Here is an 18,869-nt window from a genome sequence, read left to right on the forward strand (position 1 = left end):
CCCCTGGAAGCGCGTCTCCCTGGTGTATGTGAACTATCCCGTCCCTTTGCTCACATAGATCCCGCCGATGGCCCAATTCCGGTTATCCCAACTTGTCACTATATGATGGGTGGTTTGCCAACCAAGGTATCCGGTCAGGTGATCCATAAGAACGCCGATGGTACTGAAGAAGATATCAAGGGTCTGTTCGCCGTGGGCGAAATTGCTTGTGTATCGGTTCACGGTGCTAACCGTTTGGGTGGTAACTCACTACTCGACTTGGTAGTGTTCGGTCGTGCAGCCGGTCAACATCTGGGTAAAGCGCTGGATGAAACCGCAGATCCCAAAGCTGCGACTGAAGCCGACATTCAGAAGTCTCTTGAGCGTCTGAATCGTTGGGAAAGCAATAAAGACGGTGAAGATCCAGCGGTTATCCGTAAAGATCTGCAGATGTGCATGCAACTGAACTTTTCGGTATTCCGTAGCGGTGATGCCATGGCCGAAGGCCTGAAAGAACTGCAGAAAATTCGTGAGCGTCTGGCCAATGCCAAGCTATCTGACAACTCCAGAGAGTTCAACACTCAGCGTATCGAGTGTTTGGAACTGGATAACCTGATGGCAACAGCTATCGCATCTGCTTACGCAGCCAACTTCCGTACCGAGAGCCGTGGTGCTCACAGCCGTGAAGACTTCCCTGAGCGTGATGACGCCAACTGGCTGTGTCACAGCCTGTTTGACCCAGTCAACGAAACCATGTCCACCCGTGAAGTGAACATGGCGCCCAAGACACGTGAAGCCTTCCCGCCGAAGAAGCGTACCTACTAAGGAGTTGCGAAGATGAAATTGGATATTGCAGTTTATCGCTACAATCCTGATGTAGACACTAAACCCTACATGCAGGATTACAGCCTGGAAGTGGCCGAAGGCACCGATATGATGGTATTGGATGCCCTGCTCAAGCTTAAAGAGCAGGACCCAAGCCTGTCTTTCCGTCGCTCTTGTCGCGAAGGGGTTTGTGGTTCCGACGGCATGAATATGAACGGTAAAAACGGTCTGGCCTGTATCACGCCTGTATCTGCATTCAAGGGCAAGAAGATTGAAATCCGTCCTCTGCCCGGTATGCCTGTGGTGCGTGATTTGGTGGTTGACCTGAGTCAGTTTTACAAGCAATACGAGAAGATCAAGCCGTACCTCATCAATGATGAGAAGAAGCCGGCCCGTGAACATCTGCAGTCACCGGAGGAGCGTGCTCACCTGGATGGTCTGTATGAATGTATCATGTGTGCTTGTTGTTCTACGGCTTGCCCGTCATTCTGGTGGAACCCGGATAAGTTTGTTGGCCCCAGTGGTCTGCTGCATGCCTATCGTTTCTTGATAGACAGCCGAGATACTGCGACCGAGGAGCGTCTGAGCGAGCTGGATGATGCATACAGCGTCTTCCGTTGCCACGGCATTATGAACTGTGTGGATGTTTGTCCGAAAGGCTTGAACCCAACCAAGGCCATCGGACACATCAAGTCCATGTTGCTGAAGCGGGCTGTATAAATGCAAGACGACGAGCTTAATCCAATAATTACATAGGCTCGTGGGGAGTCACTTTCTCTGGGCAGAAAGTGGCTCTTTTGTGTGTAAAGGACTACAAAAGGCCGTAACATCCGGATGTCCCAGGGGCGGCTGAGACCCTGCCAAGGCAGGGAAAATATGGCTAAGCACGTGTATCAAGTTTGAAAGGATAAGAAATGCACCAAGGCAGCATGAAAGCCTGGCTCGAATCATCTCACTTGAGTGGGGCGAACTCGACCTACGTTGAAGAGATGTATGAAGCCTACCAAGAAGACCCCACCTCGGTATCTGACGACTGGCGTGCGGTGTTTGAGCAACTCCCTCCCGTGAACGGTGCCTCTGCTGATGTACCCGAAGCTTCTCACTCCAAGATCCGTGACTATTTTCGCTCCCTCGCACAGGAAGGCCGCAGTAAAGGTACCAGCCGCGTGTCCGATCCTGATGTCGATGCCAAGCAGGTAAAAGTTCTGCAATTGATCAATGCCTACCGTTTCCGTGGTCACCAGAGTGCCAATCTGGACCCGTTGGAACTGTGGAAGCGCGACACAGTTGCCGAATTGGATCCGGCGTTCCACGGCTTGACCAGTGAGGACATGGAGCGGGAATTCAACACAGGTTCTTTTGCTTATGGCGGTGACACCCTGAAACTGGGTGAGCTGGTGAAGGCGCTCAAGGCGACCTATTGCGGCTCTATCGGCGCCGAATATATGCATATCACCGACACCGAAGAGAAACGTTGGATCCAGCAACGTCTCGAACCTTCACTGGGTAAGGGCAGCTATGATAAGGCAGTCAAGACCCGGATCCTTGAAGGATTGAATGCCGCCGAAGGCATGGAAAAGTATTTGGGTGCCAAATTCCCCGGCGCCAAGCGCTTCTCCCTCGAAGGGGGTGATGCACTGGTGCCTATGATGCGCGAAATTATCTATCGTGCCGGTGAAGCGGGTACCAAAGAGATAGTCGTGGGCATGGCTCACCGAGGCCGTCTTAACGTTTTGGTTAACATTCTTGGCAAGCGTCCTGCCGAACTCTTTGACGAGTTTGCCGGCAAGCATCATGAGACGCTGGGTTCAGGGGACGTTAAGTACCATCAGGGCTTCTCTTCCGATTTTGAAACACCCGGTGGCAATGTTCACCTGGCATTGGCGTTTAACCCCTCACATCTGGAAATCGTTAACCCGGTCGTGATGGGCTCGGTGCGCGCCAGACTGGATCGCCGCGGCAGTGAAGATGGCTTGCAGGTAATGCCAATTACCATTCATGGTGACTCGGCCATTGCCGGACAGGGTATTGTGCAAGAGACATTTAACATGTCTCAGACCCGCGGCTTTAAAGTCGGCGGCTCTATCCGCATCGTGGTCAACAACCAGGTGGGCTTTACCACCTCCAACCACCAGGATGTGCGTTCTACCGAATACTGTACCGATATCGCCAAGATGGTGCAGGCGCCAATTTTTCATGTTAATGCCGACGATCCTGAGGCCGTAGCTTTTGTCTCTCAGTTGGCCGTGGATTACCGCAACACCTTTAAGCGTGATGTGGTTATCGAATTGGTATGTTATCGCCGTCACGGCCACAACGAGGCCGATGAGCCCAGTGCGACTCAGCCACTGATGTACGCCAAGATCAAGAAGCACCCAACGCCACGTAAGATCTACGCCGACAAGCTGATTGCCGAGAACAGCATTGCGGCCGACGATGTTACCGCCATGATCAATAACTATCGTGATGCGCTGGATCAAGGGGATTGTGTGGTCAAAGAGTGGCGTCCAATGACGCTGCACACTGTGGACTGGACTCCTTATTTGAACCGCGAATGGGATGAGTCGTTTGAATCCGGTATGACGCTGGAGCGTCTGCAGAATCTGGCCGACAAGATAAGCTATGTGCCTGAGAGTCATAAGCTGCACTCACGGGTTGCCAAGATATACAACGACCGCGTTGCGATGGCCAAAGGCGAGAAGCTGATGGACTGGGGCTTTGCCGAGACTCTGGCCTATGCCAGCATCCTCGAGGACAAGCAAAGAGTCAGGATCACCGGGCAGGACTCGGGTCGTGGCACCTTCTTCCATCGCCACGCCGTGCTGCACAACCAGAACGATGGCACGACGTACCTGCCGCTGCGCCATGTGGCGAAAGAGCAGGGCCCTATCGACATCACCGACTCAGTGTTGTCTGAAGCCTCAGTGCTGGCGTTCGAGTACGGTTATGCCACAGCTGAGCCGGGTGGCCTGACTATCTGGGAAGCCCAATTCGGTGACTTTGCCAACTGTGCCCAGGTGGTTATTGACCAGTTCCTGTCATCTGGTGAGCAGAAGTGGGGCCGTCTGTGCGGTTTGACCATGTTGCTGCCACACGGCTATGAAGGTCAGGGGCCTGAGCACTCAAGTGCTCGTCTGGAGCGTTTCTTGCAGCTGTGCGCCAACCACAATATGCAGGTTTGTGTGCCTTCGACTCCGGCTCAGGTCTACCACATGCTGCGTCGTCAGGTGGTGCGTCCAATGCGTCGTCCGCTGGTGGTTATGTCTCCCAAGTCGCTGCTGCGTCATCCGCTGGCAGTGTCTTCCCTGGACGAGCTGGCCAACGGTCAATTCCAGAACGTTATCGGTGAAATCGATACTCTGGATGCCGCCAAGGTTGATCGCGTAGTGTTCTGTAGCGGTAAGGTTTACTACGAGCTGCTGGAGCGTCGCCGCAAAGAGAATATCGATAATGTCGCTTTGGTGCGGGTAGAGCAGTTGTATCCCTTCCCACACGAAGAGATGGCAGTCGCCCTGAAAGATTATCAGCATGTGACCGACTTTGTTTGGTGTCAGGAAGAGCCTCAGAACCAAGGTGCCTGGTATTGCAGCCAGCATCATTTCTGGGCAGCCATTCCAAAAGGTGCCCAGCTCAGCTACGCTGGCCGTGACGCCTCTGCAGCGCCGGCTTGTGGCTATCCTGAGTTGCATACGCATCAGCAGGAATCACTGATCACTAGCGCATTAAAACTGAAGTAATAGAAATTTATACAAAAAGGAAAGCTTTCCATGAGTATCGAAATCAAGGTACCTGTACTGCCCGAATCTGTTGCCGACGCGACTATCGCCACTTGGCACGTTAAGCCTGGTGAGCCGGTTTCCCGTGATCAGAACCTGGTTGATATTGAAACAGATAAAGTGGTGTTGGAAGTTGTAGCACCCGAAGATGGTCAGATCAGCGAACTGCTGTTCCAGGAAGGGGATACCGTCCTGGCCGAACAGGTTATCGCCAACTTCGTCGCCGGCGCTGTTGCCGGTCAGGAAGTGAGCAAAGAGCAGGCTGAAGCCGCAGCCCCTAAGGCTGAAGAAGCCGCGGCAGAAAACAACGATGCCCTGAGCCCATCAGTACGTCGCCTGATAGCCGAACACAACCTGGATGCCGCTAAAATCAAGGGCACAGGTGTGGGTGGCCGTATCACCAAAGAAGACGTGGAAGCCTTTGTTAAGTCAGGCTCTGCCAAGCCGGCTGCAGCTGCTGCCACAGCACCTGTGACCCTGGCGGGCGATCGCAGCGAGAAACGCGTACCTATGACGCGTCTGCGCAAGACTATCGCCACTCGTCTGCTGGAAGCCAAGAACTCCACCGCCATGCTGACCACCTTCAACGAGGTCAACATGAAGCCTATCATGGACATCCGTAAGAAGTATCAGGAAGTCTTTGAGAAGAAGCACGGCATCCGTCTTGGCTTTATGTCTTTCTACGTGAAAGCAGTGACCGAAGCGCTGAAGCGTTATCCAGAAGTCAACGCTTCTATCGATGGCAGCGACATCCTGTACCACAACTACTTCGATGTCAGCATCGCCGTTTCCACGCCTCGTGGCCTGGTAACGCCTGTGCTGCGCGACACAGATACCATGAGCCTGGCCGATATCGAGAAAGCGGTTCGCGAACTGGCTATTAAAGGTCGTGACGGCAAGCTGACAGTGGAAGATATGACAGGTGGTAACTTCACTGTGACCAACGGCGGTGTGTTTGGCTCTTTGATGTCGACGCCTATTCTGAACCTGCCACAGAGCGCAATCCTCGGCATGCATGCCATCAAGGACCGCCCAATGGCAGTCAATGGGCAGGTGGAAATCCTGCCCATGATGTACCTTGCTCTCTCATATGACCATCGCATCATTGATGGTCGTGAGTCAGTTGGCTTCCTGGTGACTATTAAGGATCTGCTGGAAGACCCAACTCGTCTGCTGCTGGACTTGTAAGCGCCGCCAGACAATAACCTCGTGACTGGCCCCTCGGGGCCGGTTGGATTTAAAACGTAGTATACGGATAGATCATCATGAATTTGCATGAGTATCAGGCAAAAGCCCTATTTGCCGAATATGGTTTACCAGTGTCAGAAGGCTATGCTTGTGACACAGCTCAGGAAGCTGTTGAAGCAGCCGGTCGCATTGGCGGAAACATGTGGGTAGTCAAGTGCCAGGTGCACGCTGGTGGCCGCGGTAAAGCAGGTGGCGTTAAAGTCACTGGCGACAAAGAAGAGATCAGAGCCTTTGCCGAACATTGGCTGGGCAAGAATCTGGTTACTTATCAGACTGATGAAAAAGGTCAGCCGGTTGCCAAGATCCTGGTTGAAAGCTGCACTGATATCGCCAACGAACTCTATCTGGGTGCCGTTGTCGACCGTGGCACTCGCCGCGTCGTGTTTATGGCTTCTACCGAAGGTGGTGTGGAAATCGAAAAGGTGGCCGAAGAGACCCCTGAGCTGATCCACAAAGCCATTATCGACCCTATCACAGGTCCTCAGCCTTTCCAGGCGCGTGACCTTGGCTTTAAGCTGGGTCTGAACCCAACTCAAATCAAGCAGTTCACCAAGATCTTTATGGGTCTGGCGACCATGTTCCTGGAGCATGACTTTGCCCTGCTGGAGATCAACCCTCTGGTGATCACCACAGAAGGCAACCTGCACTGCCTGGACGGCAAGATTGGCGTAGATGGTAACGCTCTGTTCCGTCAGCCAAAGATCAAAGACATGCATGATCCTTCACAAGACGACCCACGTGAAGCCCACGCAGCCAAGTTTGAACTGAACTATGTGGCTCTGGACGGTAACGTAGGTTGCATGGTAAACGGTGCCGGCCTGGCCATGGGTACCATGGATATCGTTAACCTGCACGGCGGCAAGCCAGCCAACTTCCTCGACGTAGGTGGCGGCGCGACCAAAGAACGTGTTGCCGAAGCCTTCAAGATCATTCTGTCTGACAGCAATGTGAAGGCGGTTCTGGTGAACATTTTCGGTGGTATCGTGCGTTGTGACATGATCGCTGAAGGTATTATCGGTGCAGTGAAAGAAGTCGGTGTGAAAGTGCCTGTTGTTGTGCGTCTGGAAGGTACCAACGCCGAGCTGGGCTCTAAAGTACTGGCCGAATCAGGTTTGGATATCATTGCTGCGACAAGTCTGACCGACGCTGCTCAGCAAGTAGTTAAAGCTGCGGAGGGCAAATAATGTCTGTTTTAATCAACAAAGATACCAAGGTTATCTGCCAGGGTTTCACCGGTGGTCAGGGTACTTTCCATTCTGAGCAGGCGATTGCCTACGGTACTCAGATGGTCGGCGGTGTGTCTCCTGGTAAAGGCGGCACCACTCACTTGGGCTTGCCAGTATTCAACACAGTGAAAGACGCTGTTGCCGCCACCGGCGCCACTGCATCTGTTATCTATGTTCCTGCGCCTTTCTGTAAAGATGCTATCCTGGAAGCCATAGATGGCGGTATCGAGCTTATCGTTTGTATTACCGAAGGTATTCCGACGCTGGATATGCTGCAGGTAAAAGTGAAGCTGGAAGAAACCGGCGTGCGCATGATAGGTCCTAACTGCCCAGGTGTTATCACCCCCGGCGAATGTAAAATAGGCATCATGCCAGGTCACATCCACAAGCCAGGTAAAGTGGGTATCGTTTCCCGCAGCGGTACTCTGACTTACGAAGCCGTTAAGCAGACTACTGACGAAGGTTTCGGCCAGTCTACCTGTGTGGGCATTGGTGGTGACCCGATCCCTGGTACCAACTTCATCGACGTACTGGAAATGTTCCAGAACGATCCTCAGACCGAGGCCATAGTGATGATAGGTGAAATCGGCGGTACTGCCGAAGAAGAAGCGGCGGCTTACATCAAGGCCAACGTTACCAAGCCAGTGGTCTCTTATATTGCCGGTGTGACTGCGCCAGCAGGTAAGCGTATGGGCCATGCAGGCGCCATCATTGCCGGTGGTAAGGGTACTGCTGCCGACAAGTTCGCCGCTCTGGAAGCAGCGGGCGTGACTACCGTACGCTCGCTGGCCGAAATCGGCAGCGCGCTGCGTGAGAAAACCGGCTGGTAAGCACAGTCGTTAAGCTCACAAAAGGCGCCGCGAGGCGCCTTTTTTATTGGCTGCTGTGATGAAGCTCTGATGCCTCCGGCTGGATATTTGATTGGGAAAAGGTTAGATTGGGGCTTGGTTATTCCTTCGGGGAGTCTTGGTGCATTAATGTGCTAAAAATATAAAAAATTCAAATTGTTATTAATCATCTCTCTTGGGGTTGTCGCTTTGTTGTTATCCGGAGCCGAGTAGTGGGCTGCGCCAAGACAGCCACTGACGCGGGTATCCGAGCCAACTCAGAGGGTTTGATTTAGTGTTAACACCATTTCAGCGCCGTATTGGTTCGCCCGATGCGGCGCTGAAGTGCAATTCGGGGGCGAAAGCGTTCGAAGATCAAGCTGAATTTGTCTGAAACGCCTGTCAGGCGATTTTCAGCGATTGGGTATTGGCGTCAACCCTCAATGGGGGAAGGGATGACCCGATGTGGGGCCGCTCAGGCGGCTTTTCTGAAAAGTAGAGGATTGCTGTGAGTACACAACCTAATATAGTAATTTCTGAAGTGGATATGGATCGCCTGGAGCGTTTGCTGGAGTCATTGCCGGCGAATGCCTTTCCCGGCCATCAAGCACTCGAGGCTGAACTGGAGCGGGCAGAAATCAGGCCATCCAAGGAGATGCCGGATAATGTAGTAACCATGAACTCTGAAGTCCGTTTTCGTATGTCCTCTTCAAATGAAGAGTTCACCTTGCGCCTGGTTTATCCAAAAGATGCCGATGGCAGCGCCGGTAAAATTTCGATTCTGGCACCTGTTGGCGGCGCCTTGTTGGGCTTGGCCCAGGGAGATGAAATCGAATGGCCGGGTCCCGGTGGTGGCATGGTGAAAGTGCGGATTGAAGAGATCATCTATCAACCGGAACGTTCTGGTGATTTTCACCGCTAGGCACCGGAGCCGGTAAGGCTTTGGACGGATACGAGAGTGATTGTTCTTCAGGTCACTCGGAATGTACCAACGACAGGGAAAGGAGATAAAGATGAAGCAGTACTTTGTCCACAATGGTTTTTCTGCCGGCAGCGGTAAATTACCGGCGGATCCACAGTTGATCAGTGAACATGATGCCGACAAGCTGATGCAGTTTGCCGGTCTGGAGCCCAAGCATGTGGGTAATCTGACGCCTCCGGCGCAGTTCGCCGAAGAGGGAGATTGGTTATTTCGGCTTTTCGCCAATAACCGTTTTCTTTGTTATGCGGACCCGATGCTTTTCAGTCATGCCTGCCCAAGGAAGAAGGGTGAGCCTTTGGCTTTGAATTGGTAATTTCAAGATTACCGACAATAAAAAACCAGCGCTTGGCGCTGGTTTTTTTAATTATCACTCTTGGCCGTGATCGCACTTGTCGTTGGTGCAGACGCCATAGAGGTAGAGGCTGTGATTGGTGAGCTTGATATTGTGTCGCATGGCAATTTCATGCTGACGACGCTCGATAAGGTCATCAGAAAACTCGATCACTTTGCCACAGCTCAGGCACACCAGGTGATCATGATGATGTTGGGTGGAGAGTTCAAATACGGCTTTGCCACTTTCGAAGTGGTGGCGGCTGACAATGCCGGCATCGTCAAACTGATTTAATACCCGATAAACAGTAGCCAAACCTATCTCTTCGCCGATATCCAGCAATTTCTTATATAAGTCTTCGGCACTGATATGCTGGTTTTCCGGTTCTTGCATCAGCTCCAGGATTTTGACTCGTGGCAGGGTGATTTTCAAACCCGCTTTCTTCAGCGCTTGATTTCCATCTGTCATGGCTAATCTCTTGATTGCAGAACCCTTGGTATTACACATAGGTTCGTCCGTGGATAATAGACCCCATTATATGTGTACTGTTCTAAAACTTAAACCTCTGATCCGGCTTTTGGTACTTCTGTGGGGTAACTTAGCTATAATCGGCATAATTTTGAATAAAAACAAGCAATTTAAGCATACATTTTGTATGGTTATACCAAGGCATAATTGCGCTGTTGAGTCGCTATTGGCAGGATGGCAGAAAAACAAAAGGATACCAGATGCATCGTCGAATCGTGATTTTAACCGGCGCCGGGATCTCTGCCGAGTCCGGTTTACGTACCTTCAGGGATCAAGATGGCCTGTGGGAAGAACATCATATCGAGGATGTGGCGACTCCTGAAGGTTATGAACGTGACCCTGAGCTGGTTGAACGTTTTTACAATGGTCGTTGGCAACAACTGCATTCGGGCAATATAGAACCCAACGCTGCTCATACGGCGCTCTCTCGCCTTGAGCAAGAGTTTGAGGGGGAGCTGCTTATTGTCACCCAAAACATAGACGATCTGCACGAGAGAGCAGGCTCCAGGCGCTTGCTGCATATGCACGGCGAGCTTTCCAAAGGGCGTTGTCCGCGCTCCCGGCAAACTTTTACATTGCACGAACCCTTCGGGCCTGAGAATACCTGCACTTGCTGTATTCCAGCTCAGCGTTTGCGGCCTCACGTGGTTTGGTTCGGTGAAATGCCTCTGGGAATGGATAGAATTCACGATGCGCTGGATCACTGCGATCTCTTCATTGCCATTGGCACCTCTGGCACTGTCTATCCCGCTGCCGGTTTTGTCGATAGCGCCAATCACCATGGTGCGCTCACCGTTGAGGTCAATCTGATGCCGGCAGACAGACACAGCCAGTTTCAGATCCATTTACAAGGAAAGGCCAGTGAGATGGTAGCGCCACTGGTGGAGCGTATTCTTGCGGGTCAGTCTATCTGTAACCAAACCGGGCATAACTGATGCCTGAGCCACGTACTATCGATGGTAACAGTCGCTTGGCGATCATAATGCGCGGTCTGCCGGGTAGCGGCAAATCCTACTGGGTTCGTCAGTTTATCCAGGAACTATCTGTAGAGCTTGTACAGTGTATTACTGAGAAGGGCCTTTGCTCAACCGACCGTTTCTTTTATCGAAATGACCGTTATTGTTTCGATGCTGCGCGTTTGGCGGAATTTCATCAACTCAATCTGAGTCGTTTCATCGAGGCATTGGCAACCGGGGTGCCTGTGGTTATCTGTGATAATACCAACATGGCGCTGTGGGAGTTCGCTGCCTATCAAGCGGCTGCGAAGGCTTTGGGTTACCGAGTGCATATTCAGCAGATTGGTGATGTGCGTTGCAAAACACATCTGCAAGAGTGTGCCGAGCGAAATAAACATGGTGTCAGTCTTAAATCCATTCAAAGAATGGCCAGCCAATTTCAGACAATTGAAAAATAACTTCTTGGCGGGAATTAAAATATCTGGTTTCAGAAATTGCAATATATCGGTATAAAATGGTTCTACTAAAGAAATAGCCGAGTTGACTTTTATTTAAAACAAAGACAGTCGTTAATATTGTTTTTATTTTTAAGGTTATTTTAATAATAGTATTAGTGTTAATTTGTTTCCTTGTTATATCTTGTGTCTTTGCTCACTCTTTTATTTTATTTTTGGTCATAATATCTTCACGGGTCAGGATAGACCCATTAATCATTATTATAACTTTCGCTTGAGTTTCGGGAGTCGAGGTTGTTCGCCATAAAACAAAGGCTGAGCAAACAGTATGCCTGTGCTTGGGTAGGAGAGAAAGATGACCATATTTAAAAAGAAAAGAGTTGCTTTGATGGTGATGGCAATACTGCTTGCAGGCTGCAGTGATGGTGATGATGGCCGAGATGGTGCGCCTGGTGAGCCAGGTAAACCGGGGGAACCGGGAAAACCCGGGACGAATCCTCCAGTAACCCAATCGGTTGAAACCCAAGTTAAAGTGATTAATTATACTTTGGGTGAGGGGACAATTACCTACGAGTTTGAAGTGACGGATGAAAATGGTAATTTAATTAATGACCTTACCAATGTTCAGGCCAAAGTGGCTGCTTTGACTGCCAAAGGTTTTATTCTCAATCGGGATGAAAATCCAATTAATAATGTAGAGGACAATGTTCATGTCGGCGGCGCGGTAACTCAGGCAACAGAAGGTGCCAAGTTAACTCAAGTAGATGATGGACATTATATATTTGAAGCGCCGATGGCAGGTGTTAATGCTGCCACTGAAGGCATTGTTTGGCTGCGTGTTGGCGGTAATGATGCCATTGCCCGTTCAAAGGCATTGGTTGTCAATAAGCCGGAGGGTCAATTCAGTACTACCACAGAAGCCTGTTATGCCTGTCACGTGGACTACTCCCAGAGCCCACGTCGTCACGCCGGCTATGTGGCTGAAGGCATGGACGGTGAAGTAGATTTTATTGCCGGCTGTTTGGTTTGTCATGGCTCAGTCAGCAAAACAGTGACCAACGATGAGGGATTCTCTATCGGTGGTTATGCCAGCAATACCTTATCCAGGATAGGTCATATCAATCACAGGGAGTTCAGCAAAGACTTCAGCGTGCTCAACTGCAGCAGTTGTCATACAGATGCGCCTATTAACAGCAACTTTACCGGCCCTGGTTGTATCGATTGCCATGGTAAAGAAGGAACCCCGATAGGCGATATAGTGCCTTCAAATGGCCTGGATTTCCGTGAGCTGCATGAGCAGAAGGTGGGGATCACCAAGTTGCAAGCGCTGCGAGCGGCTTACACAGTTGAACTTTCTACTCCTGAATCCGATGGTGCCGGTGGTTGGTGTTCTACCATCAGTGTCAAGGATAAAGAGGGTAATCTGGTCAATATCGGCAACAACTATAATGCCGACCCTGCCGACGCCGGTTATGTTGCCGCCAAGCCGATAGTCTATGCCGGCGCATATCTGCATGCCTATGACAACCATGGCCTGGTGGGCCGCCCGGGCGCCCGTAACTCAGAAACCAAGACGGACAATGCCGATGGTACCCGCACTGTGTGTTATGCGGCGGCCAACATAGCCGCAGGTTATGAGAATGCCGGTTATATGTTCTCGGCGCGGGTGACTTTCTCCAGCGAAGGTTGGCAGTACTATGATGGCAAGGTACGTGGTCAAACTCGCGATCGCATTCGTGCCAATGGCTATGACGGCTCCATGGGGGTCTCCTTCACAGCTTACTCAGATGTCGTCAATCCGGCCGATGGCAGCAAGATCTCCGGCTTTGATCGGCGTCAGGTGGTGGCCGACAGCAGCTGCATTACCTGTCATAACGATGTGACTGCCTTCCACAAGAACGGTGAGTTCGATAACGGTGGTAAGGGTTGTATTGCTTGTCACGGCAACGGAATGGCCCGTACCAGTGCCGATTATGGTGCCGGCTTCGGTCCCATGATCCACAGCTGGCACTGGGGTAAGGGGGCAACCGTCGGTGAAGTGGCTCAGGATGCCGATGGTAACTGGAGTCAGACAGGAAAAGCCAACGGCGCCGCAGCGATTGCACCGGCCAGCAGTTGTGTGGCCTGTCACCAGGATGGCCTGTCGCTGGCCGCTGTGCCCAACCAGTATATTCTGGAGCCCGGCAGCAAGATGACCAGCCCGGTCACCGCAAACTGTTATGCCTGCCACACCAGTGATTCAGCCAAGGCACACATGAGCCAGAACGGCGGTGATATCAGCGTGGATATTCCGGCGGTTGAGTGGTTCAAGCAGCCAAGTGCCGAATCCTGTGCGACTTGTCATGACACAGGCAGAACCTTTGGTATCGATAAGTACCATAAGTTCTAATTAGCGTTTTATTGAGTAAACATTCCCTGCAAGGCTTGGTTTACCTCAAGACAAAGCGGCTCATTTGAGCCGCTTTTTTTGCTGTCCAGAGTAGAGTTGAGGTGTAGCGGGCTCAGCCGTGACTGACGAAGGCGCTGTCATCTTGATTTTGCTTGCTCGTCAGTGCGGCCACTTCCAGCATGGCCCGGCTCAGGCAGCTCAGCTCTTCTGCGCTGATACCATAGGGCGGCATGATATAGATGAGTTTACCAAAGGGGCGGATCCACACGCCGCGGGCAACAAATTCGGCCTGCAGCGCGGCGGTATTGACCTGTCTGTGCATCTCCAGTACGCCGACGGCGCCAAGCACCCGTACTGCTTTGACTTCCGGCAGTGCTGCTGCCGGTGCCAGTTCCTGTTTAAGCTGAGTTTCAATGGCCTTGACCTGAGCTTGCCACTCACCGTTTGCCAGCAGGGCCAGGCTGGCGCGGGCAGCACTACAGGCCAGAGGATTGGCCATAAAGGTCGGCCCATGCATAAATACGCCGGCAGGGGAGCTGTCTATGCCGGCCGCCACTTTATCGCTGCACAGCGTCGCCGCCAGACTGATATAGCCGCCGGTGAGCGCCTTACCGACACACATGATGTCCGGCGCTATGTCGGCGTGTTCGCAGGCAAACAGCTTACCGGTGCGGCCAAAACCTGTGGCGATTTCATCCAGGATCAGCAGTACATCGTACTTGTCGCACAGGGCTCTTGCTGCCTTGAGATAGTCGGCGCTGTAAAACCACATGCCACCGGCACCTTGCATTATGGGTTCGAGGATCAGCGCGGCGGTTTGTTTGCCGTGTTCGGCCAGCATGGCCTCGAGTCCGGCGATGTCATCTGCTTTAGCGGCTTCACCGAAGGGTGTACTCGGCGCCGGGGCAAACAGTTGCCGGGCCACATTGTCACCAAACATGGTGTGCATGCCGCCCTCCGGGTCGCAGACGCTCATGGCGGCGAATGTGTCGCCATGGTAGCCCTGCTTGACCGTCATGATGCGGTTTTTTTCTGTCTTGTTTTGTCCTTGCCAGTATTGCAGTGCCATCTTCAGCGCCACCTCCACCGCAATGGAGCCTGAGTCAGCCAGGAACACCTTGGTCAATGGCTCCGGGGTAATAGTGATGAGTTGGCGACACAGTTCTATGGCGCTCTCATGGGTGATCCCTCCGAACATCACATGGCTCAGGCGTTTGAGTTGCTCTTCCATGGCGCTGAGAATTGCCGGGTGGCTGTAACCATGGACGCAGGCCCACCAGGAACTGGTGCCGTCGATGAGCTCGCGACCATCCTCCAGCGTCAGGCGTACGCCCTTGGCGGCTTTGACCCCATAAACGGGTAGGGTGTGGCTCATGGAAGTGTAAGGATGCCAGATATGCTGACGGTCAAAACGATAATCTATGCTCATATATTAACCAAAGGTAAACCTGTGCAACTGGTTGGCGTTGACAGTGAGAGTGTCGCGGGTATGCTAACGAAAATAATTCAGGCCTTCAAGCAGCCAACTGAACCCGGAGCCCGATGGATTAATCGGCAAAATCGGCTTCAGCAACAAATAGATCAGACTCAGGTAACACAGAATATGTCCAATACAGAGCTGCGCCATGACTGGCGCCGCGAAGAGGTTGAAGCCCTCTTTGCCCTGCCGATGAATGATTTGTTGTTTCGTGCCCACAGCGTGCACAGAACCCATTTCAATCCCAATGAAGTTCAGGTCAGTCGTCTGTTGTCAATCAAGACGGGGGCCTGTCCGGAAGACTGTAAATATTGTCCCCAGAGCGCCCGCTACGACACAGGGTTGGAAAAAGAGCGTCTGCTGGAGATGGAAAAGGTACTGACAGAGGCCAGAAGTGCCAAGGCAGCCGGGGCGACCCGCTTCTGCATGGGAGCCGCCTGGCGTAACCCCCATGAGCGCGATATGCCTTATCTCAAGCAGATGGTGCAGGAGGTTAAATCCCTGGGAATGGAAACCTGTATGACTCTGGGTATGCTCAGCGAAAACCAGGCCAACGAGCTGGCCGAAGCCGGGCTGGATTACTACAACCATAACTTGGATACCTCGCCGGAATACTATGGTGACATCATCACCACCCGCACCTATCAGCAGCGGTTGGACACCCTGGCCAATGTGCGCGCCGCCGGTATGAAGGTGTGCTCCGGCGGGATTGTCGGCATGGGCGAGCAGGCCACCGACAGGGCGGGTTTGCTGCAGCAATTGGCCAATCTGGAGCAACATCCCGACTCTGTGCCTATCAATATGTTGGTCAAGGTGGCCGGTACGCCGCTGGATAGCCTGGACGACCTGGATCCACTGGAGTTTGTGCGCACCATAGCCGTGGCCAGAATCATGATGCCTTTGTCGCGGGTTCGCTTGTCGGCCGGGCGTGAAAATATGACAGATGAGCTGCAGGCCATGTGTTTCTTTGCCGGGGCCAACTCGATTTTCTATGGGTGCAAGCTGTTGACCACCGCCAACCCGGAAGAAAATGACGATATGAGCCTGTTCCGCCGTCTGGGATTGACCCCGGAGCAAGGCAAGGCCGCCACGGTCGAGGAAGAGGGCGCCGAAATAGCCCGCGTTGCGGCCAAGGCAGAGGCTATCAATAACAAGGCTCAGGGACAGTTTTACGACGCCGGAGCCCTGTAACTTGACCTCATTGCTGGACAAAATGGCCCACCGCCGTGAGGAGCTTGCGCGCGGCGGCTTGCTCAGGCAAAGGCGCTGCTTCGCTGCAGCGCCTGGCCGTGAGCGACTATTGCATCCTGTTGCCCATGCAACAGATAGTGGCAAACCATTGCTGGATTTTGCCGCCAATGATTATCTGGGCCTGGCCCGTCATCCCAAGGTCATCTCTGCGCTTGCCAAGGGGGCAACTCTCTATGGCTGCGGCAGCGGCGCTTCACCTCTGGTTTCAGGTTACAGCGAGGCGCATCTCAAGCTGGAACAAGGTCTGTGCCGGGCACTCGGTGCAGAAGCGGCGTTACTGTTCAGTTGTGGTTTTGCCGCCAACACTGCGCTGATGAAAACCCTGTTTAGCGCCGAAGATACAGTGATTGCCGACAAATTGGTGCACGCCTCCATGATAGATGGCCTGCGTGACTCAAAGGCCAAAATACGGCGTTTTGCCCATAACGATATGGCGGCCGCCACAACGCTTTTGGCCCGGCATCCCGGCAGCGCTGTGCTCACCGAAACCGTGTTCAGCATGGATGGCGACAGGGCGCCGCTTGGTAAATTGAGCCACTTGTGCCAAGAGCACTGCAGCCCGCTTATTCTCGATGATGCCCACGGCTTCGGCCTATTTGAGTCTTCACCCTTGCCGGTATTTGCCCGCTTGGTGACATTTGGCAAGGCGCTCGGTGGTCAGGGCGCGGCGATTGTGGGCTCGCAGGAATTGATAGACTATCTGGTGGCCAATGCCCGTGAATACATCTATTCCACCGCGCTGTCACCGGCCTGCTGTATGGGCGTACTCGAGGCTCTGGAGCTGATCCTGCAAGAGCCCTTGCTCGAGCGCCTCAACGCCAATATCGCTTTGTTTCGCCGCAGCTGCCAAGCGGCGGGGATCTCCTTGATGCCATCTGAGTCGCCAATTCAACCTCTGTTGGTGGGAGAGAGTGGCAGGTGTATGGCGCTTGCGGCAAGGCTTTTGGAACGCGGCTTCCTGGTGGGGGCGATTCGGCCCCCCACAGTCCCCCAAGGCAGTGCCAGACTGCGTATTACCCTGAGCGCCGAGCACAGGGAGCAGGATATACTGGCCTTGGCCTCGGCACTGGCGGAGCTGATGGCATGAGCAACATGAGTCATGAGCCTCTGGCTAGTCACGCAGGCCTGGTGCAATCCGTGCCGCTTGGTGACGTCGCCGGGCGCTTTTCCAAGGCGGCAAGCGCTTATGAGCGCCACAATAAGGTGCAGCGTCTGACGGCCGAAGCCTTACTTGACTGGAACGATTGCCTACACTCAGGAAAACTGCTGGATATAGGTGCAGGTCCGGGCACGGCTTTTGCCACGCTCGGCCCCCAAAGCGTGACCGCCCTGGATATCGCCAGCGGAATGCTCAAGCAGCTGAAGGGAAACTTCCCCTATTATCAGGCTGTTTGTGGCGATGCCGAGCAGCTTCCCTTTGGCGACAACAGCTTTGATGCGGTTTATTCCAATCTGGCGCTGCAGTGGTGCGGCGATATTCCGGCCGCCTTGGCAGAGATTTTTCGGGTTATGCGCCCGGGCGGCTCGGCGCGCCTTGCCATAGTAGCCCGCGGCAGTTTGCCCGAATTACAGACGCTGGGGCTGCGAGTCAAGGCGTTTGCAGCCGAGGATATGTTGGCGCAAGCGCTGGGCCAGCATCCCTGGCAGAGCTTGCACACGCAAAGCCGCACCTTCCAGTGCCACTTTGCCAATCTCAGGGAATTGCTTTACTCCATCAAGGGGGTCGGCGCTTCAGTCGGCGCCGACAAAAACTCAGGCGCCGGGCTCAAGGGAAAGGGTTTTTGGCATACACTTAACGGGCAGGCCGAGGTCCTTAGAACGGACAAGGGATTGCCGCTGACATACAGGATAGTAATGGTTCAGGCTCGAAAATAACCATTGATGTTTTGGCTGTAGGGGTAGTTCAGCGATGATTTTTTTTGTAACAGGTACAGATACCGACAGTGGCAAGACTCAGGTCGGAGCCGCTCTGCTGCATAAGGCACGAGTCGAGCATGGCTTGAAAACCTTGGGGGTCAAACCTCTGGCCTCGGGTTGCCATAACACTCCTTACGGGCTGAGAAACCCGGACGCCCTGGCCTTGATGGATGAATCCACTCTGAAACTGCAGTACGACAAGGTAAATCCTTTCAGTTTTGAGCCGGCGATTGCCCCTCATATTGCTGCCGCCGATCTCGGCCTGGATATCAGCCCAGAGGCGGTACTGGCGGCGCTGGATTTTACCCAGTTTGCCATGGCTGATTTCTGCCTGATAGAAGGGGCCGGCGGTTGGCGTTTGCCTTTGGGGGAGGGGCGTTTCTTATCGGAAGCGGTGCAGGGACTGGCTCTGCCCGTGATTCTGGTGGTCGGAATGAAGCTTGGCTGTCTTAATCATGCGGTGTTGACCCAGGAGGTGATCCGCGCCGATGGACTTGAAATCGCCGGTTGGGTCGCCAACCGCGCCGAAGCCGATATGAGTCGCTTCGATGAAAACCTGGCCAGCCTTAAAGACTTGATGCAGGCGCCGCTGTTGGGAGTGGTGCCGCATCTGGCTCATCCCAGTGCCGAGGCCATGTCTCAGCACCTGGATTTGAGCCCTCTGCTGGCCAAAGCGCATGCTTGAGCCCTGGAGTTAAAAAG

At 53.2% G+C, this 18,869-nt stretch carries 17 protein-coding genes; 15 read left to right on the plus strand and 2 right to left on the minus strand.

What is annotated here, in order from left to right; all coding sequences use genetic code 11:
• The 8 genes from RC73_RS00050 to RC73_RS00085 all read left to right on the plus strand — a co-directional run.
• The coding region (locus RC73_RS00050; protein ID WP_039032723.1) for an FAD-binding protein at positions 1 to 804 on the plus strand (804 nt) is incomplete at its 5' end.
• 12 nt (positions 805 to 816) lie between these two features.
• On the plus strand, positions 817 to 1,524 hold the full coding sequence (locus RC73_RS00055) for a succinate dehydrogenase iron-sulfur subunit (RefSeq protein ID WP_039032724.1): 708 nt from the start codon (positions 817 to 819) through the stop codon (positions 1,522 to 1,524).
• Positions 1,525 to 1,718: 194 nt separating this feature from the next.
• Positions 1,719 to 4,541: a 2-oxoglutarate dehydrogenase E1 component gene (gene sucA, locus RC73_RS00060; protein ID WP_039032725.1), complete on the plus strand. Its 2,823-nt coding sequence runs from the start codon at positions 1,719 to 1,721 to the stop codon at positions 4,539 to 4,541.
• 30 nt (positions 4,542 to 4,571) lie between these two features.
• The gene (gene odhB / locus RC73_RS00065; RefSeq protein WP_039032726.1) at positions 4,572 to 5,768 is read left to right on the plus strand and encodes a 2-oxoglutarate dehydrogenase complex dihydrolipoyllysine-residue succinyltransferase; all 1,197 of its coding nucleotides are present in this window, start codon (positions 4,572 to 4,574) and stop codon (positions 5,766 to 5,768) included.
• Positions 5,769 to 5,845: 77 nt separating this feature from the next.
• A complete protein-coding gene (gene sucC, locus RC73_RS00070) occupies positions 5,846 to 7,012 on the plus strand; it encodes an ADP-forming succinate--CoA ligase subunit beta (protein WP_039032727.1) in 1,167 nt (388 codons plus the stop codon).
• Positions 7,012 to 7,884 carry a succinate--CoA ligase subunit alpha gene (sucD, locus tag RC73_RS00075; protein WP_025011011.1) on the plus strand — a complete coding sequence of 291 codons (873 nt, stop codon included), beginning with the start codon at positions 7,012 to 7,014 and terminating at the stop codon, positions 7,882 to 7,884. Before sucC ends, sucD begins: the two co-directional genes overlap by 1 nt.
• A gap of 505 nt (positions 7,885 to 8,389) precedes the next feature.
• Positions 8,390 to 8,803, plus strand: coding sequence for a nucleoside diphosphate kinase regulator (gene rnk / locus RC73_RS00080; RefSeq protein ID WP_039032728.1), 414 nt, complete (start codon positions 8,390 to 8,392; stop codon positions 8,801 to 8,803).
• Between the two features lie 91 nt (positions 8,804 to 8,894).
• Positions 8,895 to 9,176, plus strand: a complete 282-nt coding sequence (locus RC73_RS00085) for a hypothetical protein (protein ID WP_039032729.1) — start codon at positions 8,895 to 8,897, stop codon at positions 9,174 to 9,176.
• A 54-nt stretch (positions 9,177 to 9,230) separates the two neighbouring features.
• On the opposite strand, the gene fur is transcribed toward RC73_RS00085, so the two are convergent.
• Complete coding sequence (gene fur, locus RC73_RS00090; RefSeq protein ID WP_025011008.1) at positions 9,231 to 9,662, minus strand: ferric iron uptake transcriptional regulator; 432 nt, start codon at positions 9,660 to 9,662, stop codon at positions 9,231 to 9,233.
• A gap of 260 nt (positions 9,663 to 9,922) precedes the next feature.
• Between fur and cobB the strand changes: the two genes are divergently transcribed.
• The 3 genes from cobB (at position 9,923) to RC73_RS00105 (ending at position 13,522) form a co-directional block, all read left to right on the plus strand.
• Complete coding sequence (gene cobB / locus RC73_RS00095; protein ID WP_039032730.1) at positions 9,923 to 10,657, plus strand: Sir2 family NAD+-dependent deacetylase; 735 nt, start codon at positions 9,923 to 9,925, stop codon at positions 10,655 to 10,657.
• On the plus strand, positions 10,657 to 11,136 hold the full coding sequence (locus RC73_RS00100) for an AAA family ATPase (protein ID WP_039032731.1): 480 nt from the start codon (positions 10,657 to 10,659) through the stop codon (positions 11,134 to 11,136). The genes cobB and RC73_RS00100 overlap by 1 nt, the downstream gene beginning before the upstream one ends.
• A gap of 352 nt (positions 11,137 to 11,488) precedes the next feature.
• Complete coding sequence (locus tag RC73_RS00105) at positions 11,489 to 13,522, plus strand: multiheme c-type cytochrome (protein WP_039032732.1); 2,034 nt, start codon at positions 11,489 to 11,491, stop codon at positions 13,520 to 13,522.
• A gap of 112 nt (positions 13,523 to 13,634) precedes the next feature.
• Here the strand turns inward: RC73_RS00105 and bioA are convergent, their stop codons facing one another.
• Positions 13,635 to 14,951, minus strand: coding sequence for an adenosylmethionine--8-amino-7-oxononanoate transaminase (bioA, locus tag RC73_RS00110; protein ID WP_039032733.1), 1,317 nt, complete (start codon positions 14,949 to 14,951; stop codon positions 13,635 to 13,637).
• Between the two features lie 174 nt (positions 14,952 to 15,125).
• Between bioA and bioB the strand changes: the two genes are divergently transcribed.
• From bioB to bioD, 4 genes are read left to right on the plus strand one after another with little or no spacing between them, the layout of a single operon-like run.
• A complete protein-coding gene (bioB, locus tag RC73_RS00115; RefSeq protein WP_039032871.1) occupies positions 15,126 to 16,190 on the plus strand; it encodes a biotin synthase BioB in 1,065 nt (354 codons plus the stop codon).
• A 22-nt stretch (positions 16,191 to 16,212) separates the two neighbouring features.
• Positions 16,213 to 17,337 carry an aminotransferase class I/II-fold pyridoxal phosphate-dependent enzyme gene (locus tag RC73_RS00120; RefSeq protein WP_082014204.1) on the plus strand — a complete coding sequence of 375 codons (1,125 nt, stop codon included), beginning with the start codon at positions 16,213 to 16,215 and terminating at the stop codon, positions 17,335 to 17,337.
• Complete coding sequence (locus RC73_RS00125; RefSeq protein ID WP_039032735.1) at positions 17,334 to 18,125, plus strand: methyltransferase domain-containing protein; 792 nt, start codon at positions 17,334 to 17,336, stop codon at positions 18,123 to 18,125. The genes RC73_RS00120 and RC73_RS00125 overlap by 4 nt, the downstream gene beginning before the upstream one ends.
• A gap of 37 nt (positions 18,126 to 18,162) precedes the next feature.
• Positions 18,163 to 18,852, plus strand: a complete 690-nt coding sequence (gene bioD / locus RC73_RS00130) for a dethiobiotin synthase (protein ID WP_039032872.1) — start codon at positions 18,163 to 18,165, stop codon at positions 18,850 to 18,852.
• The last annotated feature ends 17 nt before the right edge of the window (positions 18,853 to 18,869 follow it).

Source organism: Shewanella sp. ECSMB14102, from assembly GCF_000813075.1.
Classification (GTDB): Bacteria; Pseudomonadota; Gammaproteobacteria; order Enterobacterales; family Shewanellaceae; genus Shewanella; species Shewanella indica.